Annotated in this window: 23 protein-coding genes; 11 read left to right on the top strand and 12 right to left on the bottom strand. The window is 75.2% G+C overall.

The annotated features are described in order from the left end of the window. Positions 1–619 precede the first annotated feature (619 nt). From moaC to GA0070614_RS15680, 4 genes are all read left to right on the top strand, one after another. Positions 620–1,111, top strand: a complete 492-nt coding sequence (gene moaC, locus GA0070614_RS15695) for a cyclic pyranopterin monophosphate synthase MoaC (protein WP_088976662.1) — start codon at positions 620–622, stop codon at positions 1,109–1,111. Further along, on the top strand, positions 1,108–1,578 hold the full coding sequence (locus GA0070614_RS15690) for a MogA/MoaB family molybdenum cofactor biosynthesis protein (protein ID WP_088976661.1): 471 nt from the start codon (positions 1,108–1,110) through the stop codon (positions 1,576–1,578). Before moaC ends, GA0070614_RS15690 begins: the two co-directional genes overlap by 4 nt. Positions 1,579–1,665: 87 nt before the next feature. Continuing rightward, the gene (locus GA0070614_RS15685) at positions 1,666–2,925 is read left to right on the top strand and encodes a molybdopterin molybdotransferase MoeA (protein ID WP_088976660.1); all 1,260 of its coding nucleotides are present in this window, start codon (positions 1,666–1,668) and stop codon (positions 2,923–2,925) included. Further along, entirely contained in the window at positions 2,919–3,353 is a 435-nt protein-coding gene (locus GA0070614_RS15680; protein WP_088976659.1) for a molybdenum cofactor biosynthesis protein MoaE, read from the top strand. The genes GA0070614_RS15685 and GA0070614_RS15680 overlap by 7 nt, the downstream gene beginning before the upstream one ends. A gap of 553 nt (positions 3,354–3,906) precedes the next feature. Here GA0070614_RS15680 and GA0070614_RS15675 read toward each other — a convergent pair. Then, on the bottom strand, positions 3,907–5,352 hold the full coding sequence (locus GA0070614_RS15675; protein WP_088976658.1) for a glycosyltransferase 87 family protein: 1,446 nt from the start codon (positions 5,350–5,352) through the stop codon (positions 3,907–3,909). A 203-nt stretch (positions 5,353–5,555) separates the two neighbouring features. Then, the gene (locus tag GA0070614_RS15670) at positions 5,556–6,101 is read right to left on the bottom strand and encodes a DoxX family protein (protein ID WP_088976657.1); all 546 of its coding nucleotides are present in this window, start codon (positions 6,099–6,101) and stop codon (positions 5,556–5,558) included. 134 nt (positions 6,102–6,235) lie between these two features. Here GA0070614_RS15670 and GA0070614_RS15665 point away from each other — a divergent pair, with 134 nt between their 5' ends. Then, on the top strand, positions 6,236–6,781 hold the full coding sequence (locus tag GA0070614_RS15665) for a GNAT family N-acetyltransferase (protein ID WP_088976656.1): 546 nt from the start codon (positions 6,236–6,238) through the stop codon (positions 6,779–6,781). A 207-nt stretch (positions 6,782–6,988) separates the two neighbouring features. Here GA0070614_RS15665 and GA0070614_RS15660 read toward each other — a convergent pair whose 3' ends face one another. Both GA0070614_RS15660 and GA0070614_RS15655 read right to left on the bottom strand, forming a co-directional pair. Continuing rightward, on the bottom strand, positions 6,989–8,227 hold the full coding sequence (locus tag GA0070614_RS15660) for an ATP-binding protein (protein WP_088976655.1): 1,239 nt from the start codon (positions 8,225–8,227) through the stop codon (positions 6,989–6,991). Positions 8,228–8,367: 140 nt separating this feature from the next. After that, positions 8,368–8,889 (bottom strand): LppU/SCO3897 family protein, encoded by a 522-nt coding sequence (locus GA0070614_RS15655; protein ID WP_172892599.1) that lies wholly within the window; start codon positions 8,887–8,889, stop codon positions 8,368–8,370. Between the two features lie 243 nt (positions 8,890–9,132). On the opposite strand from GA0070614_RS15655, the gene GA0070614_RS15650 reads away from it, so the two are divergent. Further along, a complete protein-coding gene (locus tag GA0070614_RS15650) occupies positions 9,133–10,116 on the top strand; it encodes an EamA family transporter (protein ID WP_172892447.1) in 984 nt (327 codons plus the stop codon). An 11-nt stretch (positions 10,117–10,127) separates the two neighbouring features. After that, complete coding sequence (locus GA0070614_RS15645; RefSeq protein WP_231933295.1) at positions 10,128–11,066, top strand: prepilin peptidase; 939 nt, start codon at positions 10,128–10,130, stop codon at positions 11,064–11,066. A gap of 113 nt (positions 11,067–11,179) precedes the next feature. On the opposite strand, the gene GA0070614_RS15640 is transcribed toward GA0070614_RS15645, so the two are convergent. From GA0070614_RS15640 to GA0070614_RS15620, 5 genes are all read right to left on the bottom strand, one after another. After that, positions 11,180–14,374 (bottom strand): UvrD-helicase domain-containing protein, encoded by a 3,195-nt coding sequence (locus GA0070614_RS15640; RefSeq protein ID WP_088976652.1) that lies wholly within the window; start codon positions 14,372–14,374, stop codon positions 11,180–11,182. Between the two features lie 94 nt (positions 14,375–14,468). Continuing rightward, positions 14,469–15,716, bottom strand: a complete 1,248-nt coding sequence (locus GA0070614_RS15635; RefSeq protein WP_088976651.1) for a metallophosphoesterase — start codon at positions 15,714–15,716, stop codon at positions 14,469–14,471. A 13-nt stretch (positions 15,717–15,729) separates the two neighbouring features. Continuing rightward, on the bottom strand, positions 15,730–15,975 hold the full coding sequence (locus GA0070614_RS15630; RefSeq protein ID WP_088976650.1) for a MoaD/ThiS family protein: 246 nt from the start codon (positions 15,973–15,975) through the stop codon (positions 15,730–15,732). A 2-nt stretch (positions 15,976–15,977) separates the two neighbouring features. Beyond that, positions 15,978–16,991: a GTP 3',8-cyclase MoaA gene (moaA, locus tag GA0070614_RS15625; RefSeq protein ID WP_088976649.1), complete on the bottom strand. Its 1,014-nt coding sequence runs from the start codon at positions 16,989–16,991 to the stop codon at positions 15,978–15,980. Beyond that, the gene (locus GA0070614_RS15620) at positions 16,988–17,902 is read right to left on the bottom strand and encodes a fructosamine kinase family protein (protein ID WP_088976648.1); all 915 of its coding nucleotides are present in this window, start codon (positions 17,900–17,902) and stop codon (positions 16,988–16,990) included. Before GA0070614_RS15620 ends, moaA begins: the two co-directional genes overlap by 4 nt. Positions 17,903–18,073: 171 nt before the next feature. Between GA0070614_RS15620 and GA0070614_RS15615 the strand changes: the two genes are divergently transcribed. Next, entirely contained in the window at positions 18,074–19,117 is a 1,044-nt protein-coding gene (locus GA0070614_RS15615; protein ID WP_088976647.1) for a DUF4192 domain-containing protein, read from the top strand. Between the two features lie 4 nt (positions 19,118–19,121). On the opposite strand, the gene fdhD is transcribed toward GA0070614_RS15615, so the two are convergent. Then, positions 19,122–19,976 carry a formate dehydrogenase accessory sulfurtransferase FdhD gene (fdhD, locus tag GA0070614_RS15610; RefSeq protein WP_088979454.1) on the bottom strand — a complete coding sequence of 285 codons (855 nt, stop codon included), beginning with the start codon at positions 19,974–19,976 and terminating at the stop codon, positions 19,122–19,124. A 199-nt stretch (positions 19,977–20,175) separates the two neighbouring features. Between fdhD and mobA the strand changes: the two genes are divergently transcribed. The 3 genes from mobA to GA0070614_RS15595 all read left to right on the top strand — a co-directional run bounded on the left by mobA (position 20,176) and on the right by GA0070614_RS15595 (position 22,227). Beyond that, a complete protein-coding gene (mobA, locus tag GA0070614_RS15605) occupies positions 20,176–20,778 on the top strand; it encodes a molybdenum cofactor guanylyltransferase (protein ID WP_088976646.1) in 603 nt (200 codons plus the stop codon). Beyond that, positions 20,775–21,029, top strand: coding sequence for a DUF6457 domain-containing protein (locus tag GA0070614_RS15600; RefSeq protein ID WP_088976645.1), 255 nt, complete (start codon positions 20,775–20,777; stop codon positions 21,027–21,029). The genes mobA and GA0070614_RS15600 overlap by 4 nt, the downstream gene beginning before the upstream one ends. A gap of 91 nt (positions 21,030–21,120) precedes the next feature. Then, entirely contained in the window at positions 21,121–22,227 is a 1,107-nt protein-coding gene (locus GA0070614_RS15595) for a T3SS (YopN, CesT) and YbjN peptide-binding chaperone 1 (protein ID WP_088976644.1), read from the top strand. A 112-nt stretch (positions 22,228–22,339) separates the two neighbouring features. On the opposite strand, the gene GA0070614_RS15590 is transcribed toward GA0070614_RS15595, so the two are convergent. Together GA0070614_RS15590 and GA0070614_RS15585 are read right to left on the bottom strand one after the other, a co-directional pair. Beyond that, entirely contained in the window at positions 22,340–23,296 is a 957-nt protein-coding gene (locus GA0070614_RS15590) for a zinc-binding dehydrogenase (RefSeq protein ID WP_088976643.1), read from the bottom strand. A gap of 122 nt (positions 23,297–23,418) precedes the next feature. Next, positions 23,419–23,877, bottom strand: a complete 459-nt coding sequence (locus GA0070614_RS15585; RefSeq protein ID WP_088976642.1) for an Lrp/AsnC family transcriptional regulator — start codon at positions 23,875–23,877, stop codon at positions 23,419–23,421. Positions 23,878–23,931 lie beyond the last annotated feature (54 nt).

Raw genomic sequence — 23,931 nt, 5'->3', positions numbered from 1 at the left:
TTAGCCAATAGTGTGGCGATTCATAACGTTCTGTCCATAGGGGTTGTGCGGAGCGCGGTCGTCGGCGTTCGTTGCGTACCCGATTCGCTGCGCATTGCTGTGGCCTGGGCTGCAATGCGGGACTGCTCGGGTTCAGTGTGGCGGTGTCATCCTCTTCTCCCAACCCCGGATCGGCCGATCCGGGGGCAGGGTCGGCGATCGTGATGAGCGCGAATTCGAATGTCTCGTGCCGTTTGATGACCGCCTGGCAGCGTCCGGGTGAAATCTTGTGTGATCGCTAAACTGCGAACGGTGAGTCGATGAGCGGTGGGGGTCGATCCTTCGTGGAGATTCGCACATTGGGCGGCCTGACGGTGCGAGTCGGCGCGGAAGAGTCGCCTCCGCCGAGCGAGGCCCGCCCCGCCGAGACAGCGCCCTGAGGCGCTCTATCGATTTCCTATCGCCGGCCTCGTTAGCGTGGGACGTCGGCGATCGGGGGAGGTTCTGGCCACGGTCAGAACCAGGCCGGCGCGGCCCCCGCCTGTCAGAGGTCCCCCCAGCGACTGCGACGGGCGGGTACGCCGGGGAGGGGCGCCACTGGCGTCCCTCCCCGGCCACGCCTGCCGATAGGCTCGCGGACGTGACCGATCCCGCCCAGCTCACCCATGTCGACGCGGCGGGCGCGGCCCGCATGGTCGACGTCTCCGCCAAGCAGGTCTCCGGCCGGCTCGCCGTCGCCGCCGGTCGGCTGCGTACCACCGCCGAGGTGGTCGACCTGCTCCGCCGCGACGGCCTGCCCAAGGGTGACGCGCTGGCGGTCGGCCGGCTCGCCGGCATCATGGGTGCCAAGCGCACCCCGGACCTGATCCCGCTCTGCCACCCGATCGCCCTGCACGGCGTCACGGTCGACCTGCACCTCACCGACGACACCGTCGAGATCACCGCCACGGCGCGCACGGCGGACCGTACCGGGGTGGAGATGGAGGCGCTGACCGCGGTGGCGGTCGCCGGCCTCGCCCTGGTGGACATGGTCAAGGCCGTCGACCCGGCGGCGTCGGTGGACGCGGTCCGGGTGCTGCGCAAGGAGGGCGGCAAGACCGGCGAGTGGGTCCGACCCGAGGACCGGCCGTGATCCGGGCGCGGGTGGTGGTGGCCTCCAACCGGGCCGCCGCCGGCGTCTACGCCGACACCAGCGGGCCACTGCTCGTGGCGGGACTGCGGGAGCTGGGCTGCGCCGTCGACGAGCCGGTGGTGGTGCCCGACGGCGAGCCGGTGGGCGAGGCGCTGCGGACCGCCCTGGCCGACGGGATCGACGTGGTGCTGACCAGCGGCGGCACCGGGATCACCCCGACCGACCGTACGCCGGACGTGACCCGGGCGCTGCTCGACTACGAGATCCCCGGCATCGCCGAGGCGATCCGGGCGTACAGCCGTGACCGCGTCCCCGCCTCGGCCCTGAGCCGGGCGGTCGCCGGGGTGGCCGGCCGGATGCTGGTGGTCAACCTGCCCGGGTCGACCGGGGGCGCGAAGGACGGCCTCGCGGTGCTCGGCCCGATCCTCACCCACGCCGTCGACCAGCTCCGTGGTGGCGACCACTGAGGGCGCGGACGCGTCGCGCCGGACGATAGGCTCGCCGGGAGCGTGCGGCGAGGTCGCCGCGTCGCGGACCGAACGGAGGCCAGCCCGGTGACCACCGAAACCGCCGCCGCGAGTTCAGAGGCCGCGGCACCCCCGCCGGCCGGCTGGGAGGAGGCCCGCTCCCGGGTGTACGCCGTCGGCCTGGCCGCCGCGCTCCCGGCCGTGAGCCGGCCGCTCGCCGAGACCGACGGGCACACCCTCGCCGAGCCGCTGACCACCCGGACCGACCTGCCCGCCTTCCCCACCTCCAGCGTGGACGGCTGGGCGGTGCGCGGCGCCGGCCCGTGGGACGTGATCGGGCGGGTGCTGGCCGGCAACACCCCGCCGCCGCTGACCGTGGACGGCACCACCGTCGAGATCGCCACCGGGGCGATGGTCCCGGAGGGTACGACCGCCGTGCTGCGGATCGAGGAGTCGAGCCGTACCTCCGACGGGCGGGTCACCGGCACCCCCCGGCCGAAGCCGGAGTGGCGGGAGCCGGGCGAGGAGGCGCACGCCGGTGAGGAGTTGCTGCCCGCTGGCACCCCGGTCGATCCGGCGCTGATCGGCCTCGCCGCCTCCTGCGGCCATGACCAGCTGCGGGTGCGCCGGCAGCCCCGGGCCGCGCTGCTGGTCTTCGGCGACGAACTGTTGACCGCCGGCCCGCCGGGCGCGGGCCGGGTCCGCGACGCCCTCGGCCCCGCGGTGCCGGCCTGGCTGCGCCGGTACGGCTGCCAGGTGCGCCCCTCCGACGTGGTCGGCCCGGTGGCGGACACCCTTCCCGCCCACGTGGCTGCCCTGCGTGGCGCGTTGGCCAACGCCGATCTGGTCTGTACCACCGGCGGCACCATGCACGGCCCGGTGGACCACCTGCACCCCGCGCTGGAGGCGTTGGGCGCGGACTACGTGGTGAACACCGTCGCGGTCCGTCCCGGCTTCCCGATGCTGCTGGCCCGGTTGGCCGGTGCCGATGGCCGGGTCCGCTTCGTGGCCGGGCTGCCGGGCAATCCGCAGTCCGCGATCGTCGCCCTGGTGTCCCTGGTCGCGCCGCTGCTCGCCGGCCTTGCCGGGCGGCCGATGCCGGCGCTGCCGTACGCCACGCTCGCCGAGCCGGTGCCCGGCCGGGGCGCGTACACCCATCTGGCGCTGGTCCGGCTGGACCGGGCCGCCGGCACCGCGCACCCGCTGCGCCACGTCGGCTCGGCGATGCTGCGCGGACTGGCCGGCGCGGACGGCTTCGCCGTGATCCGTCCCGGCACCACCGGCGAGGCCGGGGCACGGGTGCCGGTCGTACCGTTGCCGTTGCTGCCCGGGGAGCGCTCATGGTGACCGCCGATCCGTCCGTGACCGTCCTCGCCGTCACCGACCGCCCGCTCGACCTCGCCGCGCACGAGGCGGCGGTGGCGGACCGTCGGGCCGGCGCGGTGGTCTCCTTCCAGGGCGTCGTCCGCGACCACGACCACGGCCGTCCGGTGACCGTGCTGGAGTACGAGGGGCACCCGAGCGCCGAGGCGGTGCTCCGTGAGGTCGCCGCCGAGGTGGCGGCCGACCCCGACGTGTACGCGGTCGCGGTCTCGCACCGGATCGGCCGGCTGGAGATCGGCGACGCGGCCCTGATCGCGGCGGTCAGCACCGCGCACCGGGCGGCGGCCTTCGCGGCCTGCGCCCGCCTGGTCGACGAGGTCAAGGCACGGCTGCCGATCTGGAAGCGGCAGGTCTTCGCCGACGGCACCGAGGAATGGGTCAACTGCCCCTGACCGGGCACCCACCCCACGTCCCTATCACCGCGCGCCCCCGCGCCCTCGCCTGCGTGCCCTCGCCTCCGCGTCCTCGTCTGCGCGTCTTCGCCTCCGTGCCCCGTGCCCCGTGGCTGGGAGATCAACAGCCGCTGCGGCCCTGGCGGCCACCACCGCGCCACCGCCCGCCCAGTCCGGCACGACCTGCCGGCCTTGGAGCTGCTGACCACCGCGACGGTCTCGCCGGGCGCGCGCCGTCGGGCCGCGCAGGCACCTCGCGCCGCGCATGCACCTCGCGCGCAAAGCACCTCGCGCCGCGCATGCACCTCGCGCCGCGCACGCACCTCGCGCCGCGCACGCACCTCGCGCCGCGCACCCCACCCCCGCTGCTCCGCCCACGCCTCACCCACTCACGCCTCCAAGATCCGCCCCCGCTTTTCCGGGTCGTCTCCGTGGTCGGGCACTTTCACGGAAAGAGTGGCTATCCGACGCGGAATAGCCACTCTTTCCGTGAAAGTGCGGCGGGGCGGCGGGCGGCGGGGTGGGTCGGCGAGGTGAGGTGAGGTGAGGGAGGTCAGCGGCGGGCGGTGGCGGGGGTGGTGCGGGCCAGCCGGTCGGCGTAGAAGGCGGGCTCGGCGCCGGGACGCCAGGGCAGCGCCGCGACCAGCACGATCAGCGCCAGCGCCAGCGAGTTCTCCATCAGCGCGCCGAAGAGGCCGTCCTGGTAGTGCGAGACCTCGGGGAGTTGGTGCTCGTACGGCCAGATGGGCGAGACGAGGAAGAGCAGGTAGAGCCCGACCGCCGCGACGGCGTGCCGCAGGCCGGTCAGCGTCGGGTACCAGATCGGCGGGCGCAGCCCGGTCACCCCGGGCGGCCCTCCGTACGCGGCCGACTGGGCGGCCCGCAGGGCCGGTCCCCGGCTCGCCTCGTGCCGGCGTACCGCGGCGTCGGCGAGCACGACGATCGCCGGGATGACCCAGACCAGGTGGTGCGTCCAGGAGATCGGGCTGATCACGTTGGCGGTGAGCCCGACCAGGGTGAAGGCGGTGAGCTCGTCGCCGTCGGCGCGGGCCGTGGCGGCCCGGGACAGGCCGAGCGCCAGGATCAGCACCGCGAACGACAGCCACAGCAGGCCGGGGGTCTCGATCGAGTCGTAGAGGCGGGCCAGCAGGCCGGCCAGCGACTGGTTCGGGGTCATGTCGGCGGCGCCGACCCGTTCGGTCTGCCAGAGCACCCCGCCGAAGTACGCCCGCGACTCGGTGCCGACCATGCCGAACGTGGCCAGGGTGACGCCGATGGTGGTGCCGACGGCGGTGGCCGCGGTACGCCACTGCCGGGTGACCAGCAGGTAGACGATGAAGAGCGCGGGGGTCAGCTTCACGGCGGTGGCCAGGCCGATGCCCATGCCGGCCCACGCTCCGCTGTAGAGGAAACGCAGGAACGCGCCGTCGGTGGGCCGGGCGTGCGGGGCCCGACGGGAGCGCCACCGCAGCCCGACCAGATCGGCCATGATCAGCGCGAAGAGCAGGACGTTGACCTGGCCGTAGCCGAGGGTCTCCCGGACCGGTTCGATGGCGACGGACATCGAGGTGGCGATCCCGACGGTGAACCAGAGCGACCAGCCGAGCCGGTCGACGATCGGGCGCAGCAGCGCGGCCAGCACCACGGCCAGGGCACCGATGCTGCCCGCCGCGTTGATCCAGCCGGCGGCCTCGACCGGTACGCGCGCCATCGGCAGCATCGCCAGGGCGGCGAAGGGCGGGTAGGTGAAGCCCAGCGTGGTGGTCGGCGCGATGAACTCGTAGAGCTCGTGACCGCTCGCCCACCACACCACCGCGCCGTGGTAGATCTTCATGTCGAAGAAGTTGTACGGTCGCCCGAAAGCGCCGATGGCGAGCCATGCGGCATAGGCGACGGCGGCCACGATGCCGACCCGTACGACTGTCCTGCGATCGATCCCACGCGCTGCGCGATGGACCGGGGCGAGGCGGTCCAGCCCTCTACCGACGATCGTCGGCATGGCGTGGCCACCCCCGTACCAAGGTCGTCCTACCCGTCCAGGTCCGGTACGGAGCCTAGAACGGCGCCTCACGTTGATGCCTCCCGCGTTATGCGACCGTGTCCGATCCCACACATGTTTTTGACATTTCCACCGCGTTAACGCCAGTGGAGTGGTTCAGGTGATTCGCGGCCTTGCGGGGGTGGTGGCCGTATTGATGCAGGTCAGCCTGGAAGTCGCCGGGCGGTGGACGCGGAGAGGGCGGCGATCTTCGCCTCTCGGCGGGCGGTACGGACCGCGCGCTGGACGGAGCGTCGGGAGTGACCGATGCGGTGGCCCGCCCGCCAGCGCAGTCCGGGCCTGCCCTCGGTGTCGGCGGCGGCGAGCAACAGCCCACCGAGGAGGCCGAGGTTCTTCAGGAAGTGGATCTGGTTGTTGGCCCGCGTCGCCGGGTCGTCGTTCTGCCAGAACGGGTGCCCGGCGACCGTGGTGGGCACCAACGTGCCGGCGAGCACCAGCGCCGCCGGCCGGGTGAACTTCCCGGTGGCGAACATCAGGCCGGCGGCGAGCTGCGCGACGGCATTGGCGCGGATCAGTGTCTCGGTGTCGGTGGGGAGTTGCGGGGCGGCCCGCTGGATCAGGGGGGCGACCCGGTCGGTGACCGGCTTCGCGGCCGGTGCGAGGCGCTGGGGGTGCTGGAAGTTGCGGGCGCCGCTGACCACGAAGATGCCGCTCAACATGACGCGGGCGAGGGAGCGCACGGGTTTCATGGATCAGTCATACCCCGCCAGGGCGGCCGTTATCCGGGCAACGGCCGATCCGGATCGGCGGACATGCACGTCGCGCCACGCCGATTCGAGCGACCGTCGCTGATGGACCGGTCGCGGCGGGTAACGTCGCGCGGGTGACGACGCTGCGGTTACGCCCGGAGGGACCTGCCGACACCGGTCCGGTCCGTCGGGTGCTGGCCGCCGCGTTCGCCCGTCCGGACGGCACGACACCGGGCGAGGTGGGGCTCGTCGACGAGTTGCGCGGCAGTCCCGCCTGGATACCCGAGCTGGCCATGGTCGCCGAGTACGGCGGCGAGGTGGTCGGGTACGCCCTGCTCAGCCGGGTGCACGTGAAGTCCGACGACGCCCGGTACCCGGCGCTGGCGCTCGGGCCGGTCGGGGTGGCCCCGCACCGACAGCGGGTCGGCCACGGGGCGGCCGTGGTGCAGGCGGCGCTGGAGGCGGCCACCGAGCTTGGCGAACGGCTCGTCGTGGTGCTCGGCGACCCGGCCTACTACCGGCGGTTCGGCTTCACCCGGGCGGACCGGCTCGGGCTGACCAGCCCCTGGTCGGGACTCGGCGAGCCCTGGCAGGCGCTGGTGCTGCCGCCGGACACCAGCGACGCGCCGCCGCCACCGGCGGGCGAGGTGGTCTTTCCGCCGCCCTGGTCGCGGGTCTGACCTCGAGCCACTGCCGGGCGGTCCGGGCGGGCCGACGGCGACCCTGGTCCCGAAGGACCCGCCGGCCACCTGACCGATCCGCCGGCCACCCGAAGGACCCGCCGGCCACCTGACCGATCCGCCGGCCACCCGACCGACCCGCCGGCCACCCGACCGATCCGCCAGCCACTTGGGCGGGCCCGGTGGCGGCACGGAAAGGTCGACCGCTCAGGCCGGCTGGGTACGCAGGTAGCGGCCGAAGTGCGGGACGGTGAAGGCGACCGTGCCCCGCTCGCCGGAGTAGATCAGCCCCTTCTTGATCAGCGCGTCCCGGGCCGGGGAGAGGCTGGCCGGCTTCCGTTCTAGCGCCCGCGCGATCTCGGCGGTCGGCACGGCGGCGTCCATGTCGTCCCGTCCGCCGCCGTCGGTCTCCCCCTCCACCAGGGAGAGCGCCGCCATGGCCCGCATGTACTCGCGTTCGGCGGGGGTGGCCCGCTCGAAGCGGGAGCCGAAGAAGCCGACCGCCAGCTCGGCCTCCGCCTCGGGCGCGGCGACCCGGACGTCCGCCGCGGTGATCGGGGACCGGGGCGCGTGGTCCCAGGTCGCCTTCCCGTACGCCTGGACGAAGTACGGGTAGCCGCCGGAGGACTCGTAGAGCAGGTCGAGGGCCTTCTGCTCGTACTCGACCTCCTCCCGCTCGGCGGGCGCGCAGAGCGCCTGGTCGGCGGCGAGCCGGTCGAGCCGGTCGATGCGCTGGTAGCGGTAGAGCCGTTCGGAGTACGACTTGGCCGCGCTGAGCACGGCCGGGAGGTGTGGCAGGCCGGCGCCGACCACGATCAGCGGCGCGCCGAGCTGGGACAGCTCGTGGCAGGCCGCGCAGAGCGCGGAGACGTCCTCCGCGCCGAGGTCCTGCATCTCGTCGATGAAGACGGCGATCCCGGTGCCCACGTCGGCGGCGACCCCGGCCGCGTCGCTGAGCAACTCGACCAGGTCGATCTCGATGTCGCCGGAGTCGGCCCGGCCGCTGCTCGCCGGCACGTCGATGCCGGGCTGCCAGCGGTCGCGCAGCTTCGGCGCGGCCTGCCGCCCGGTCGCCGCGCCCCGCTGGGCGAACGCCTTCAGCACGCCGAGGAAGGCGTCGATCCGGTCCGGGGCGCGGTGCCGGGGCGCCAGTTCGCGGACCGCCATGTGCAGGGCGGCGGCGATCGGCCGGCGCAGCGACTGGTCGGGGCGGGCCTCGATCTTGCCGGTGCCCCAGAGGTGGTTGATCGCCTGCGAGCGCAGCGTGTTGAGCAGCACCGTCTTGCCGACGCCGCGCAGTCCGGTGAGCATCAGGCTGCGTTCGGGGCGGCCCCGGGCGATGCGCTCCAGCACGACGTCGAAGACGTCCAGTTCCCGCCCCCGCCCGGCGAGTTCGGGCGGGCGCTGGCCGGCGCCCGGGGCGTACGGGTTGCGGACCGGATCCACGTATCGCACAGTATCGGGCCGTCTAGTCGTCGGCCTAGAGATGGATAGAGCGGGCTATCGGCGTGTCTCCGGCTCTCGACGCAAAACTAGGGCTGTCTAGCGTGGACGCTAGACAGCCCGATATTCGGCTACGAGGCCGGTCAGCGCTTGCGGAGGCAGAGCACGAAGTCGAGCGAGTCCAGCTCGCTGTCGTAGAAGAACCAGTCGGTGTAGCCCGTGACCTGGCCGCACTTGGCCTCGGCGTCCCGCTCGCCGCTGGTCTGGCCGTCGAACCGGCGCAGCACCTCGTACGTCCTCGGGGCGCACTCGGCGATCAGCAGCCTCGGCCTGCCGCCGGCCGGCCCGTCGTTGCGGACGCACTGCCCCGCCGCGACGAACCGCGGATCCGAGGACGAGGCGGGCGCCGGCGTGGTGGGGGCCGGGACGCCCGGGCCGGGACTGGCCGGATCGACGGTGCCGGCCGACGCGGCGGTGCCGGCGACCGGCGAGGTCGGCTCCTCCCGCCCGGACAGGTACCACAGCACGCCGGCGCCGAGGACGACGACCGCCAGCACGGCCAGCACCGGGACCAGCGGAACCCGGCGCTTCGGGCGCGGCGGCGTCGGGTCGCCCAGGTACGCCGCCGGCCCGCCCTGCTGGTACGGGACGGCGGGCGGATGCAGCTCGGTGGAGGCGTACCCGCCCGGGTGCCGGTCCGACCGGCCGGTGCGCGGCTCACCCCACTCGGGCGGGCGCTGCGGATCCGGCCCGGCACCGTACGCGTCGTCGGAGCGCCGACCGGCCCACGGCGGCGGGCCGTCGGGCGGTCCGTAGTTCGCCATGCACGCCTCCTGCGTACTCGCTGCTGAGAGCCGGGCCACCACTGCGGGACGCCGACACCCTGGTCACCGTAGCGTGGTCGACCGATGAGCTCACCTTCCTCACGTACGACACCCACCGCCCCCGCGCTGATCTGGACCGCCCTCGTGCTGGTCTACGTGCTGTGGGGCTCCACCTACCTCGGCATCCGGATCGCCGTGGAGTCGCTGCCGCCGCTCGCCTCGGCCGCGCTCCGGTTCGCCGCGGCGGGCCTGGTGCTCGCCGTGGTGCTGCGGCTGCGCCGAGGACCGGGCGCGTTGCGGGTGGACCGCCGGCAGCTCGGCTCCGCCGCCCTGGTCGGGGTGCTGCTGCTGGCCGGCGGCAACGGACTGGTGGTGCTCGCCGAGTCCGGCCCGCCCGGGGTGGCCGTGCCGTCCGGCGTCGCGGCCCTGCTGGTGGCGATCGTGCCGTTGCTGGTGGTGCTGCTGCGCACGGTCACCGGCGATCGGCCGCGTGGCTGGACCTTCGCCGGGGTGACCCTCGGCTTCCTCGGCCTGGTGCTGCTGGTGCTGCCGAGCGGCGGCGCGGACGCCGTGCCGCTGGCCGGCGCGCTGACCGTGGTCGCCGCCGCCACCTGCTGGTCGATCGGCTCGTTCGTCTCCGGCCGGCTGCGGATGCCCACCGACCCCTTCGTCGCCACCGTGTACGAGATGTTCGCCGGGGCCGCCGCGCTGGCCGTGCTCGCGCTGGCCCGCGACGAGCTGCGCGGATTCTCGCCCGCCGAGGTGACCGCCCGGTCCTGGGCCGCGTTGGCGTACCTGATGGTGGCCGGCTCGCTGGTCGCCTTCACCGCGTACGTCTGGCTGCTGCACCACGCGCCGATCTCGTTGGTCGCGACGTACGCCTACGTCAACCCGGCGGTGGCGGTGGCGCTCGGCGCGCTGCTGGTCGCCGAGCCGGTCACCGCGCAGGTGCTGCTCGGCGGCGCGGTGATCGTGGCGGGCGTGGCGCTGGTGGTGAGCACCGAGCGACCCCGGCGGCCGGCCGGGGAGGCCGCCGCCGGGACAGCCGGGGAGCCCGCCCGCCGGTAACGTCCCGATCCGTGTCCGTCGGCCTGGTGACCGCCGCCGCGCTGCTCGGCGCGGTCACCGGGGCGCTGGCCGGCCGGGCCGCGCCCGCCCTCGCGCGCCGCTTCCCGCCCGCCGTTCCGGAACCGGTGGAGCCCGACGGGCACGCCGCGCTCCACGACCCCGCCGCCGCCCGGCCGGGAGCGGACAGGCCCGCCCGGGTCCATGGCCGCGCCGCCGCTGCCGGCCCCGAGGACGGGCCGTCCGGAGCCGGCCCGGCGTGGCCGCGTGGCGTCCGCGCGCACGGCCGCGCTGCCGTGGACGGCCTGTCCGGAGCCGGGCCGGTGTGGCCGCGTGGCGTCCGTGCGCATGACTGTGCCGCCGTGGACGGCCTGAAGGGTGGACCGTCCGGAGCCGGCCCGGGGTGGCCGCGCGGCGTCCGTGCAGCGGGCCGGAGCGGCGCGGCGGGGGTCGTCGGGGCAGTGGTCCTCGGCGGGCTGGCGGTCGCGCTCGGCGCGGATCCGGCCCTGCCGGCGTTCCTGCTCGTGGCGGCCGGTGGGCTGGTGCTGGCCGTGGTCGACGTGGCCTGCCGGCGGCTGCCCGATCCGCTGGTCGCCGCGACCGCCGTGGCCGGCGGCGCCGGGCTCGTCGTGGCCGCGCTGGTCGCCGGCACGCCGGGCCGGCTGGCGGCGGCGCTCGCCGGGGCCGCGCTCTCCCTGGCCGGGTACGTGGCCCTGGCTCTCCTGCCCGGGTCGCGGCTCGGCTTCGGCGACGTGAAGCTCGCCGCCGCCCTCGGCCTGCCGCTGGGTTGGCTCGGTTGGTCGGCGCTCGGGCTCGGCCTGCTCCTGCCGCACCTGCTCCAGGGCGTCGTGGTGCTGGCCCTGCTGGCCACCCGCCGGGTACGCCGCGACACACCGCTGCCGTTCGGCCCGGCGATCCTCGCCGGCGGCTGGCTCGCCGTCCTGCTCGCCTGACGCGCCGCCGAGCAGCCGGCGGTCGGGCGCGGGCGGCGGTACCGACACCCGCGCCGCCGGGTCCGGCGTGGCAAGACGGCCGGAGAGTCCGCGACCGGTGACGGTGGGACGGGTCAGATCAGGCGGAGCTGGCGGTCCTTGGGGCGGCGGGGCTCCGCCTCGCCGAAGCGTTCGAACAGGCCCGGGTCGATCACGTCGAGGAACGGCGACGGCCGGCAGTCGCGCTCCGTGCCGTGCCGTACCCGCCGGGCGGCGTGGCTGACGTAGAGCCGGTCCTGGGCGCGGGTCAGGCCGACGAAGAAGAGCCGTCGTTCCTCGGCGACCGCGTCGTCGTCCGGCTCGCTGCCCGGCCAGCGCAGCGGCAGCAGCCCGTCCTCCGCGCCGACCAGGAAGACGACCGGGAACTCCAGCCCCTTCGCGGCGTGCAGGGTGAGCAGGGTGACCGCCTCGGCACGCGGGTCGAGGGAGTCCACCTCCGCGCCGGTGGCGAGCTGGGACAGGAACAGCCCCAGGTCGTCGCCGCAGCGGCGGGCCAGCGGGGTGAGCAGGTCGACCGCCACCCGGACGTCCTCGGGGCGTACCGCGGCGGAGCCGTCCAGGGTGGGCGTGGCGAACCGCTCGGCGAGCAGTTGACCGGCGAGGCGCACCCGGGCGGGCAGGCCACCGCCGAGACCGTCCGCGTGCCGCAGCTCGCGGGCGATCGCCATCACGCCGGGCCGGTCCCGGAGCCGGTCGTGCGAGCGCTTCTGCACCGGGATGTTGGCCCGGGCGAGGGCGTCCACGATCGGCGCGGCCTGGGAGTCGGTGCGGTAGAGCACCGCGATGTCGGAGAAGGAGAGCGTCGTCGACCGGCCGTCGATCCGCCCCGAGTCCAGGGACCGGTGGGACAGCCCGCCGACCAGCTCGTCGATGGTGCGTACCACGAAGTCGGCCTCGTCGGAGACGGACGCCGCGGGGTAGCGACCGACCAGCGGGGCCTCCGGGTCGAGCCGGGCCGGGTCCAGCCGGCGACCCCGGACCAGCGACGACGGCGCGATGGCCTGCACCGCGGCGGCCAGGATCGGCGCCGACGAGCGGTAGTTGCGGTTCAGCCGGACCAGCCGGGCGTCGGTGAAGTCCTGCGAGAAGCGCAGGAAGTAGCCGACGTCCGCGCCCCGAAAGGAGTAGATCGCCTGGTCCGGGTCGCCGATCGCGCAGAGGTTGCCGTCGGCGGGGCTGAGCAGCCGCAGCAGCTCGTACTGGACCGCGTCGACGTCCTGGTACTCGTCGACGAAGATCCACCGCCAGCGCTCGCGGTACTCGCGGACCAGCTTCCGGTCGGCCCTCAGCAGCGCGACCGGCAGGGTCAGCAGCTCGTCCAGGTCGACCAGGTCCTGCTTGCGCAGCAGCGCGGCGTACCGGGCGTCGTCGTCCCCGGCCTCGGCGCGGGCCGCCGTCCGGTCGGCGTCGTCGGCGATCCGGAAGTCGCCCGGCAGCCCGGCGGCCGCCGCGTTCTCCCGCAGGATGGTCAGCCCCAGCGAGTGGAACGTGCCGACGGTGACGTCCTCGGCCACCGGCCCGAGCAGCCCGTCCAGGCGGTGCCGCAGCTCCTCGGCGGCCCGCCGGGTGAAGGTGATCGCCAGGCACTGCTCCGGGAAGACGTTCAGCTCCGCGCAGAGGTACGCGATGCGGTGCGTCAACGTCCGGGTCTTGCCGGTGCCCGGACCGGCGACGATCAGCAGCGGGCCGCCCGGCGCGGAGGCGGCCACCCGCTGCATGGCGTCCAACCGGTCCAGCAGTCCGGTGCCGACCTCCTCCATGCCGGCGAGCATCGGCTCGAACGGCTCGTGCGGGGAGGGCGCCGGCGCGATCGGCGGCGGTGGGGGCGGCGCGGCCTTCCGCTTCGGCTCGGCCTTCGCCGGCACCGGGCGCTTCGCCTTCGGCTTCGGCGCCGGCTCCGCGGGGGTGCGCTGCGCCGGCACCGGTACGTCGAAGAGGGTCTCCTGCGCGGCCGGCGCACCGGCCCCGCCCAGCTCGGCCGGGTCGAAGAGGGTGATCACCCCGTACTCGCCGTCGTAGCCGGGCACCCGGCGCACGTCACCGCGCCGCAGCCGGCCGACGCCCTCGGCGAGCAGTTCACCGCCGACGCGGCCGATCTCGTCCAACGGGGTCCGGGTGAGGATCTCCAACTCGGGGCCGAGCGCGGCGACCAGCTCGTTGAGCTTGCCCTCGACCCTCTTCGACCGGGCCCCCACCTTGTTGATCTCGCCGAGGATCTCCGCCAGCGGCACCAGGTGGGTGACCTCCCGGGCGTGCGCCGGGCGGTGTCCCTCCGGCCGGTCGGCCAGCTCCTCGACCCGGCTCAGCACCCCGACGGTGAGCGGCTTGCCGCACTCCGGGCAGCGTCCCCCGGCCTCCCGGGTCCGCTCCGGCGACCAGTTGACCCCGCAGAGCCGGTGCCCGTCCGCGTGGTACTTGCCCTCCTCGGGGAAGAACTCGATCGTCCCGGCCAACCCGTCCCCGGTGCGCAGCGCCTCGCGGAGGGAGAAGTAGTCGCGGTCGGTGGCGAAGACGGTCGCCTCCCGGGCCAGCGCGGGCGGCGAGTGCGCGTCCGAGTTGGAGACCAGCCGGTAGCGGTCCAGGCTGCCGACCCGCCAGTTCATCTCCGGGTCGGAGGAGAGGCCGGTCTCCACCGCGAAGACGTGCTCGGCCAGGTCGGCGTAGCAGTCGGCGATGGCGTCGAAGCCGGACTTCGAGCCCAGCGCCGAGAACCAGGGTGTCCAGATGTGCGCCGGCACCAGGTAGCCGTCGCCGCTGGCCTCCAGGGTGATCTCCAGCAGGTCCCGGGAGTCCAGGCCGAGGATCGGCCGGCCGTCCGAGCCCAGGTTGCCGATCCGCCCCAGCGCCGCGTTGAACCGCGCCACCGCGTCCAGGTCCGGCAGGTAGATCAGGTGGTGCACCTTGCGGGTCCGGTCGTCCCGCTTGTAGATCGTGGAGATCTCCACGCTCAGCATGAACCGGACCGGGTCGGTCTCCGCCTCGCTGGCCAGCCTCGGCGGCAGCCGGCGGGCCACGTCCCGCTCCACCTCGGGGCTGAGCCGGTACAGGCCGGGCTCGGCCGGACGCAGCGACTCCCGGAGGTGGTCGTACCAGGCGGGGTGGGTGAAGTCGCCGGTGCCGAGCACACCGATGCCCTTGCGCCGGGCCCACCAGGCGAGGTTGGGCAGGGTGAGATCGCGGCTGCACGCGCGCGAGTACTTCGAGTGGATGTGCAGGTCCGCGACGAACGGCGGGACGCCACCGGGGGGTGCGGCGCTGAACGGAGGCACGCCGCATCCTGTCACGGCCGGTCCACTACCCGCCCGCCGCCACGCGTACGCGTGACCTGAGCAATCCGGTGCTGGACTGCGGGGCCCGGTCGCGCTATGGGGCGCGCAGCTCGACGAGGGTCACCTGAGGCGGGGCCCCGACCCGTACCGGCGGGCCCCAGAACCCGGCGCCGTTGGTGACGTAGACCTTGGTGCCGTCCACCTCGCCCAGACCGGAGACCACCGGCTGCTGGAGCTTCACGGCCAGGTTGAACGGGACCATCTGCCCACCGTGCGTGTGCCCGGAGAGCTGGAGGTCGACGCCGAACTTCGCCGCCTCGCGGGCGGCGACCGGCTGGTGGGCCAGCAGCACCACCGGCCGGCTCGGATCCCGGTCGGCGAGCGCGGCGGCGTAGTCCGGCGGCGCGGCGAGGCCGGTGCCGGCGGCGGTGACGTCGTTGACGCCGGCCAGGTCGAGCACGCCGCCCCGGGCCTGGATCTCCAGCCGGGTGTTCTGCAACACCCGCAGGCCGAGCCGGTCCACCTCCTGGACCCACTCCTCCACCCCGGAGTAGTACTCGTGGTTGCCGGTGACGAAGAAGCTGCCGTACCGGGACCGCAGGTCGCGCAGCGGCGCGGCGGCCCCGCCCAGCTCGGCGACGGAGCCGTCGACCAGGTCACCGACGACCGCGACGAGGTCCGCGTCGAGCCGGTTGATCGCGGCGACGATCCGTTCGGTGTGCTCCCGACCGCGCAGCGGGCCGAGGTGGATGTCGGAGACGGTGGCGATGCGCAGGCCGTCCATGCTCCGGGGGAGCTTGGCCAGCGGGATCTGCACCCGGTCCAGCTGCGGCGGACCCGTCGCGCTGCGGACGCCGTACCCGGTGACGCCCGCGGCGGTGAGACCGGCGAAGATCGCCGCCCCCCGGGCGAGCAGCAACCGGCGGGAGGGGTCGTGCTCCGGTTCGTCGACGGCTGCGGCGGCGGGCGGTTCGGCGCTGCCCCCGCCCCCCACGAGCACGGGCTCCGGCGCGGCGGCGGTGGGCTCGGCGAGCACCGCCCGGCGGCGCAGCACCAGCTTCGCCACCGCCATCGGCACTTCCAGCACCACGAGGACGACCAGCAGGTAGAACATCAGCGCCAGCCAGAGGTAGCCGGGCCAGGCGAGCCAGAACGCCCCGGCGGCCCGGGTGGCCACCATCGTCGCCGGCACGAGCAGGGCCAGCACCAGCGCGGCGATGCTGCCGACGCGCCGCCACCGGCCCACCCGGGTGGTGTCCTTGACCAGCCGCTTCCAGAGGTAGAAGTGGATCAACCCGGTGATCAGGGTCAGGGTGGCCACGAACGCCAGGGTCGCCAACATGCCAGCCTCTTTCTCAGCCGCCCGCGAAGGGGGGCAGCACGTCGATCGTGACCCCGGCCGGCAGCGGTGCCCGCCGATCGTGACAGGCCACGCCGTCGACCAGGAAACTCGCCACCGCCAGGACGGCGGCCATCCGGTCACCGTGGCGGCGTACCAGTTCACCGACGAGTTCGTCCAGACAGCGGCCCGCGGATGCGGTCTCCTCGGTACGACCCGCGGCGGCCCGCGCCCCGGCGTAGTAGCGGACGGTCAGCTCCACGCTCAGCCTCCGATCGCCGACATGGGACGGGTCGGTTGCAGGAAGGTCGGATCGTCGATCCCGTGCCCCGCGCGCTTGCCCCGCGTCGCGACCTGCCAGCGGCGGGCCAGGTCGGCGTCGTCCGCCCCGGCGCGCAGCGCGTCACGCAGGTCGGACTCCTCGGTGGCGAAGAGGCAGTTGCGCACCTGACCGTCGGCGGTGAGCCGGGTACGGTCGCAGTCGCCGCAGAACGGCCGGGTCACGCTCGCGATCACGCCGACCTTCGCCGGGCCGCCGTCGACCAGCCACGTCTCGGCCGGGGCGGCGCCCCGCTCGGTCGGGTCGGGGGTCAGCGTGAACTCGCCGGCCAGCGAGGCCAGGATCTCGTCGGCGGTGACCATCGTCGCCCGGTCCCAACCGTGCTGGGCGTCCAGCGGCATCTGCTCGATGAAGCGCAACTGGTAGCCGTGGTCGAGGGCGAAGCGCAGCAGCGCGGGCGCCTCGTCGGCGTTGACGCCCCGCATCAGCACCGAGTTGACCTTCACCGGGGTGAGCCCGGCCGTGGCCGCGCCGGCCAGCCCGGCGAGCACGTCGGCCAGCCGGTCCCGCCGGGTCAGCGTGTGGAACCGGTCCCGGTCGAGGGTGTCCAACGACACGTTCACCCGGTCCAGCCCGGCGTCGCGCAGGGCGGGCGCGAGCCGGTGCAGGCCGATGCCGTTCGTGGTGAGCGAGATCCGGGGACGGGGTGTGAGTCCCGCCACTGCGGCCACGATGCCGACCAGACCCGGGCGGATCAGCGGCTCCCCGCCGGTGAACCGGACCTCGGTCACGCCGAGCCGCTCGACGGCCACCCGGATCAATCGGACGATCTCGTCGTCGGTGAGCAGTTGCGGCCCGGCCAGCCAGGGCAGGCCCTCCGCCGGCATGCAGTACGTGCAACGCAGGTTGCACTTGTCGGTGAGCGAGACGCGCAGGTCCCGGGCGACACGGCCGTACCGGTCGACGAGGACGCCGTCGGTCGTCGGGGCGGCGGTCACCCGTCGACCGTAGCGCGCCCGTGCCCGACCAGGACGGCGCGGGCCGCCCTGGTGACCGCGTCCCGGTACGTCGCGCCGAAGAGCGCGGTGTGCACCAGCAGCAGGTGGATCTGGTGCAGCGGCACCCGGGCCCGCCAGCCGTCGGCGAGCGGCCAGTTCTCCTGGTATGCGGACATGATCCGGTCCAGGTGCGGCGGGCCGCCGAAGAGGGCGAGCTGCGCCAGGTCGGTCTCCCGGTGACCGCCGTGCGCCGCCGGGTCGACCAGCCAGGCCCGGTCGTCCGCCCCCCAGAGCACGTTGCCCGGCCACAGGTCGCCGTGCACCCGGGCCGGCGGCTCGTCGCCACCGAACTCCCCGATCCGTGCCACGACCTGCTCGACCAGGGCGGCCTCCGGGGCGCCGAGCGCGCCGCCGTCCACCGACCGGCGCAGGTACGGCAGGAGCCGCCGCCGCGCGAACCAGTCCGACCACGGCCCCTCGTCGGGGGTGTTGTCCTGCGGCAGCGCCCCGATGAACCCGGCCCACTCCGCGCCGAACGCGTCCGCGCCGGCCCGGTGCATCCCGGCCAGCTCGCGGCCGAACCGCTCGGCCGCCCCGGGCGACGGCTCCCCCGGCTCGACCCAGTCCAGGGCCAGCAGCTCGGGCAGCGCCACCACCACCTCCGGCACCGCCACCGTGCCCGCCGCGCGCAGCCAGCGCAGCCCGGCGGCCTCGGCGGCGAAGAAGCCCTCCGGCACCGGGCGGCCGGCCCGCTCCGGCCAGGTCTTGGCGAACACGGAGTGCCCGTCGTCCAGGGTGAGCCGGGAGGCGGCGCAGCTGTCCCCGCCGGAGACCGGCGTCTCCCGGATCCGTTGGTGGGTGAGGAAGGTGGGCAGGTGTTCCGGGTGCGCCCGCAGGTACGCCAGGTCCATCAGCGCAAGGTATCCGCTTCCGGCCGGACCGGTGGCCCGGCGCGTCCACCGTCGCCTGCCGGAGCGTGCCGGAACGCCGTGACCTGCGCGAACACTCTCCGTGTCTGTGGATGGACCGCGTGTCGTCCACAGGGTCTGTCGGCCGGCACGTCCGCGCCGCACGCTGCCCCCATGACCGCGACCGACCGCCCCCGGCTCACCGTCCGTTCCCCCGGCGACCTCGTCGCCGCCGTGCCGTACCTGCTCGGGTTCCATCCCGCCGACAGCGTGGTCGTGGTGGCGATGCGGGGCCGGCGGGTGGTCTTCGCCGCCCGCGCCGACCTGCCCGACGCCGATCCCCGGCTGCCCGCCCGGCACCTCGGTGACGTCCTCGCCCGGCAGGACGCCGACGCGGCGACCGTGATCGGGTACGGCCCGGCCGAGCGGGTCACCCCCGCCGTCGACGCGGTACGCGAGGCGCTGGCCGGGGCCGGCCTGCCCGTGCTGGACGCGTTGCGGGTCACCGGCGGGCGGTACTGGTCGTACCTCTGCGACGGGGTGGACTGCTGCCCGCCCGACGGCACCCCGTACGACCCGGGCAGCAGCCGGGTCGGCGCGGCGGCCGTCTACGCCGGCCAGGTCGCCCTGCCGGACCGGGCGGCGCTCACCGCCCTGGTCGCGCCCGAGGCGGGGCACGATCCGGCGCCGATGCGCCGGGCCGGGGTACGCGCCGAGCGGCGACTGCTCACCCTGCTGGAGCAGGCGCCCGCCGCCGACCTGCTCGGCGGCCGGTCGGTCCGCACCGCCGGGGTGGACGCGGTACGCGCCGCCCTGCGCCGGCACCGCCGGGGTGAGCGGCTGACCGACGACGAGGTGGCCTGGCTCAGCCTGCTCCTGACCCACCTGCCCGTCCGTGACCACGCCTGGGAGCGCACCGACGGGCGGGACGAGGACATCAGCCTCTGGAGCGACGTGCTCCGCCGCGCCGAGGAGGAGTTGATCGCCGCGCCGGCGAGTCTGCTGGCCTTCGCCGCATGGCGGAGCGGCCAGGGCGCGTTGGCGGCGGTGGCGCTGGAGCGGGCCCTCGCCGTGCACCCCGACTACTCGCTGGCCCAACTCCTCGACGACCTGCTCCGCCGCGGCGTGCCCCCGTCGGAGCTGGACGGCTGGCCGGCGGTGGGGGAGCCGTCCCCGGTGGTCCGTCGCAGGGGCCGTCGTCCCCGCCGCCGGTCCTGACGGGTCAGTGCCGGATCCGGTGGGCTCCCGTGTAGACGTTCATCGACCGCCCCCGCAGGAACCCGACGAGCGTCATCCCCGCCTCCTCGGCCAGGTCGGCCGCGAGGGTGCTCGGGGCGGAGACCGCCGCCAGCAGCGGCAGCCCGGCCATCCACGCCTTCTGGGTCAGCTCGAAACTGGCCCGGCCGGAGACCAGCAGCAGGTGGCCGGTCAGCGGCAGCCGTCGCTGGCGTACCGCCCAGCCGACCACCTTGTCCACGGCGTTGTGCCGGCCGACGTCCTCGCGCAGCGCCACGAGCGCCCCGTCGGCGTCGAACAGGCCGGCCGCGTGCAGCCCGCCGGTGCGGTCGAAGGCGCGCTGCGCCGCCCGCAGCCGGTCGGGCAGCTCGACCAGGAGTCCGGCGGGCACGGTGAGCGGGTCGTCCGCGACGGCGAAGCGGGACCGGGTGCGGATCGCGTCGATGCTGGCCTTGCCGCAGACCCCGCAGGAGCTGGTGGTGTGGAAGTTCCGGGTCGGGTCGGTGGCCGGCTCCGGCACGCCGGGGGCGAGCACCACGTCCACCACGTTGTACGTGTTCGGCGTCTGCGCGCCCGCGCAGAGCTGGGCGGTGCGCACGTCCTCGTCCGAGCGGATCAGCCCCTCGGTGAGCAGGAACCCGAGCGCCAGGTCCAGGTCGTCCCCGGGGGTCCGCATGGTCACCGTGAGCGGGCGTCGCCGTCCCGGGCCGGCCGGACCGACCCGGATCTCCAGCGGCTCCTCCACCGCCAGGGTGTCCGGCCGGCGCAGCGCCGCCCGTCCGTCGACCGCCGCGTCGAGGTCGATCCGGAGCACGCCCCGCCGGTCAGTCGCCCGTCCCATCCCGCCATCCTGCCCCGCCGCCGCGGCCGCCCGCACGGCGACGTCCGCCGGGTCCGGCCGCGCCGGTTTCTCGCCGATTGCGGGGTACGGGCACGCCGGTCGCGCCACCTGCCACGACCGGAACGGGACGGCCGGGTGGACGCGGCGGGCGGGCGGTCCCGGAGGCCGGACGGCACGGGGGCGCGGATACGGTGACCGGGTGACGGCGTACGCGGCGGTGGTGCTCGCGGGAGGCGCGGCCCGGCGGATGGGCGGGCGGGACAAACCCGGCGTGCCGGTCGGCGGTCTGCCCATGCGGGAGCGGGTGCTGGCGGCGGTCGCCGACGCCGCTCCGCGCGTCCTGGTCGGGCCGGCCGGCCCGGTCCCCGACGGCGTCCTGGTGACCCGGGAGCAGCCACCCGGTGGTGGCCCGGTCGCCGCCACCGCCGCCGGCCTCGCCCCGCTGCACCCCGGTACGACCATCGTCGCCCTGCTCGCCGCCGACCTGCCGCTGCTCACCGGGGAGGCGGTCGCCGCCCTCCGGGCCGCGCTGGACGCGGACCGGGACGCCGACGGGGTGTGCCTCGTCGACGACCGGGCGCGACGGCAGCCGCTCTGCGGCGTGTGGCGGGTGGCGGCGTTGCGGGCCGCGCTCGACCGGCTCACCGCCCGCCGGGGCGGGACGCTCGACGGGGCCTCGATGCGGGAGCTGCTGGCCGAACTGACCGTGCGCGAGCTGCCCTGGTCCGGCAGCGGCCCGCCGCCCTGGTTCGACTGCGACACTGACTCGGACGTACGCCGGGCGGAGGAGTGGACACGATGACGGTGATGGACGACTGGGTGACGGCGGCCTGCGCCGAGCTGGGGCTGGACCCGGCCGCCGTGCCGGTGCCGACGGTGCTGGAGCTGGCCAAGGACGTGGCGCACCAGGTGCTGCGGCCGGGCGCGCCGGTCAGCGCGTACCTGCTCGGGATCGCCGTGGCGCGCGGCGCGGACCCGGCGGAGGCGGCGGCCCGGCTGAGCGCGCTGGCCGGGACGTGGCCGGTCGAGCTGGGCGGCGAACGCCCCGAGTGAGCCCTGCCCGTCCGGGTTGTCCGATCCCGGTCGCGGTGGATTCGTTCCCCGGGCGGCGTGGGTAGGGTGACCTTGACGGACGGAGGCGATCATGACGGCGGAGCACCCCTCGAAGCCGGCGAGTGATCAACCCGGCGCATCGCCGGAGCATCACGAGTCGGTCCTGCTGGACGAGCCGACCACGGCCGACCTGCGGGCCAAGGTCACCGAGGCGTGGCGGGAGTTCGCCCGGGCGCTCGCCGAGCGGCTACGTGACCTGCCCGCCGGGGCGCACCTCGAACTGACCCTCGACCCGACCGCCTCGGGCACCGGTGACGCCGTCTACTCCGTCAGCGTGGATGTGGCCGAGGGCCGGGTCGTCGCGCGGGCCGTCGGCAACGCCACCCTGCCGCAGGGCTACCGGCTGGACCGGGCCGCCGTGGCGGACATGATCGCCCTCGGCTGGTCGCCGCCCGGCGTGCTGGCCGGCTCGGGCGAGGACTTCGGCCTGGAGGGCTCGACCGAGGACGCGAGCACGCTCGCCGCGCTGCTCTCCCGCACCCTGCGCGACGTGTACGGCGCCCCGCACCCGGCGTTCCTGGTGTACCTGGTGCACGACGCGCAGGGCGAGTCGCTGCCGGTCGAGCCGCTCGGCACGGCGCGCAGCGAGTTCGGCCCCGACCGGGACGTGGAGGCCGACCTCGACGAGGCGCTGGCCGCCGCGGCCACCGCGCAGGGCGGCGACAACGACGTCCTGGCCCTGGAGGAGCGGGTCCGCACGGTCGTGTCGACCATGCTGAAGTCGAAGTCCGACGCGCTCCAGGTCGACTCCGACGGCGACATCAACATCCGCGCCGGCTCGGCCATGGTCTTCGTCCGGGTACGCGACAACCCGCCGCTGGTCGACGTCTTCTCCCCGGTGCTCACCGAGGTCGAGCCGACCGAGCGCCTCTACGTGAAGCTCTCGGAGCTGACCAACCGGATGCCGATCGGCCGGCTCTACTGCGCCGACGACACCGTGTGGGCGTCCATCCCCGTCTTCGGCCGGAACTTCCAGGCCACCCACCTGATGCTGGCGGTGCAGGTGATGACCGGGCTGGCCGACGAGCTGGACGACCGGCTGCACGGGGAGTTCGGTGGCAAGCGGTTCTTCGGCGAGGGCGACAAGCCCAGCCGCACCGCCGCGGATTCCGGCCACCGCACCGGCATGTACCTCTGATCCCCGCCGCGCTGCCACGGCACGGCAGCGCATCACCCGACGCCGCCGGCAGGCATCACCCGGCTGCCGGCGTCGTGCCAGGCCGCGCGCCGCCACGGCACGGCCGGCGGGTTCAGCCGACGTCGAGCAGGGTCTTGCCGACGGTGGCGCGGGACTCCATCGCGGCGTGCGCCTCGGCGGCCCGCTCCAGCGGGAACCGCTGCCCGATCAGCGGGCGCAGCCGCCCGGCCGCGCCCTCCGCCAGCGCCCGCGCGGTGAGGGCGCGCAGCTCGTCCGGCCCGGCCGTGGGCCGCAGCAGGGTCACCCCCCGGTCCGCCGCGAGCCGGTCCGGCACGTCGGCCCAGGAGCCGCCGGCCAGCCCGAAGCTGAGCATCCGGCCACCCGCGCCGAGCAGGTCGAAGGCGGTCCGGCCGATGTCACCGCCCACCCCGTCGAAGACGACGTCCACCCCGCCGGTGGCCGCCCGTATCCGGTCGGCCCAGTCCGGCGCGGTGTAGTCCGCCACCACGTCGACCCCGGCCTCGCGCAGCAGCGCCGTCTTGCGCGGGCCACCGGCCAGCCCGACCACCTGCGCGCCGGCCCGCCGCGCGAGCTGCACCAGCAGGCCGCCGACCCCGCCGGCCGCCGCCTCCACCAGGACCCGTTCCCCGGTACGCGGGGCGGCGGCGTCGCTCAGCAGCAGCGCGGTACGACCGTCGGCGAGCAGCGCCACCGCCTCGTCCAGCGCCAGCCCGTCCGGCACCTCGACCGGCGCGGTCCGGTCGACCACCACCCGCTCGGCGTACCCGCCGGAGCCGCCGGTGCCGCTGACCACCCGCCGGCCGACCAGCGCCGGGTCCACGCCCGGGCCGACCGCGCCGATCACGCCGCCCACTCCGTTGCCGGGGATCAGCGGCAGCGGGGCGGCGTGCGGGCCGAACCCGGTGGCCCGGAACATCGTCTCGACGAAGGTCAGGTTGACGTGCGCCACCTCGATGAGCACCTGCCCGGGCCCGGGTACCGGGTCGGGTGCCGTCCCCGGCGTCAACGTCTCCGGCCCGCCGAACTCCCGTAACCAGATCGCCCGCACCGTTCCCCCTCCGCTCCGTGTCCCGTCCCGGCGCCGGCCGGGGGGCCGGCATTGCCGGGAGTCCGGCACCGCCGGGACGACGGACCCATTCGACGACCTGAAGTGGACTTCAGGTCAAGGGGTCAGGTGGTGGACGGGCCGACGCCGGGGGACTCGACGAGCCGGGACAGCACGATGGTGCTGCGGGTGGAGGTCACGAACGACTCCGCCCGCAGCCGCTCCAGGGCCTCCTCCAGGTGGGATATGTCCGCCGCGCGCAGGTGCACGAGGGCGTCCGCCTCCCCGGAGACGGTGTACGCCCCGACCACCTCGGGGTGCCGGCGGGCGGCCACCCCGATCTGGGCGGGCGTGGTCCGGCCGGCGCAGAACAGCTCCACGAACGCCTCCGTGGTCCACCCGACGGCGGCCGGGTCGACCACCGCCGTGAACCCGCGGATCACCCCGGCGGCGCGCAGCCGGTCGACTCGCCTCTTGACCGCCGGAGCGGAGAGTGACACCCGGGTCCCGATGTCCGCGTACGAGGCCCGGGCATCTGCCACGAGCAACGCAATGATTCGCTGGTCGACCGCATCTATCTGCAACGTTCCGCCTTCAGAAAGCAAGAGTTCTGGCTGTTACCAAAGTTCTACGCTACC

The organism is Micromonospora coxensis, from assembly GCF_900090295.1.
Classification (GTDB): Bacteria; Actinomycetota; Actinomycetes; order Mycobacteriales; family Micromonosporaceae; genus Micromonospora; species Micromonospora coxensis.
This window is presented reverse-complemented; position numbering and strand designations above follow the sequence as displayed.

Bases quoted from the DNA above. Each gene is read 5' to 3' on its own strand.
- GA0070614_RS15680 (WP_088976659.1), top strand. From the start codon at position 2,919: ATGGTGACCGCCGATCCGTCCGTGACCGTCCTCGCCGTCACCGACCGC.
- GA0070614_RS15675 (WP_088976658.1), bottom strand. From the start codon at position 5,352: ATGCCGACGATCGTCGGTAGAGGGCTGGACCGCCTCGCCCCGGTCCAT.
- GA0070614_RS15670 (WP_088976657.1), bottom strand. From the start codon at position 6,101: ATGAAACCCGTGCGCTCCCTCGCCCGCGTCATGTTGAGCGGCATCTTC.
- GA0070614_RS15650 (WP_172892447.1), top strand. From the start codon at position 9,133: ATGAGCTCACCTTCCTCACGTACGACACCCACCGCCCCCGCGCTGATC.
- GA0070614_RS15635 (WP_088976651.1), bottom strand. From the start codon at position 15,716: ATGTTGGCGACCCTGGCGTTCGTGGCCACCCTGACCCTGATCACCGGG.
- GA0070614_RS15620 (WP_088976648.1), bottom strand. From the start codon at position 17,902: ATGGACCTGGCGTACCTGCGGGCGCACCCGGAACACCTGCCCACCTTC.
- GA0070614_RS15615 (WP_088976647.1), top strand. From the start codon at position 18,074: ATGACCGCGACCGACCGCCCCCGGCTCACCGTCCGTTCCCCCGGCGAC.
- fdhD (WP_088979454.1), bottom strand. From the start codon at position 19,976: ATGGGACGGGCGACTGACCGGCGGGGCGTGCTCCGGATCGACCTCGAC.
- GA0070614_RS15600 (WP_088976645.1), top strand. From the start codon at position 20,775: ATGACGGTGATGGACGACTGGGTGACGGCGGCCTGCGCCGAGCTGGGG.
- GA0070614_RS15595 (WP_088976644.1), top strand. From the start codon at position 21,121: ATGACGGCGGAGCACCCCTCGAAGCCGGCGAGTGATCAACCCGGCGCA.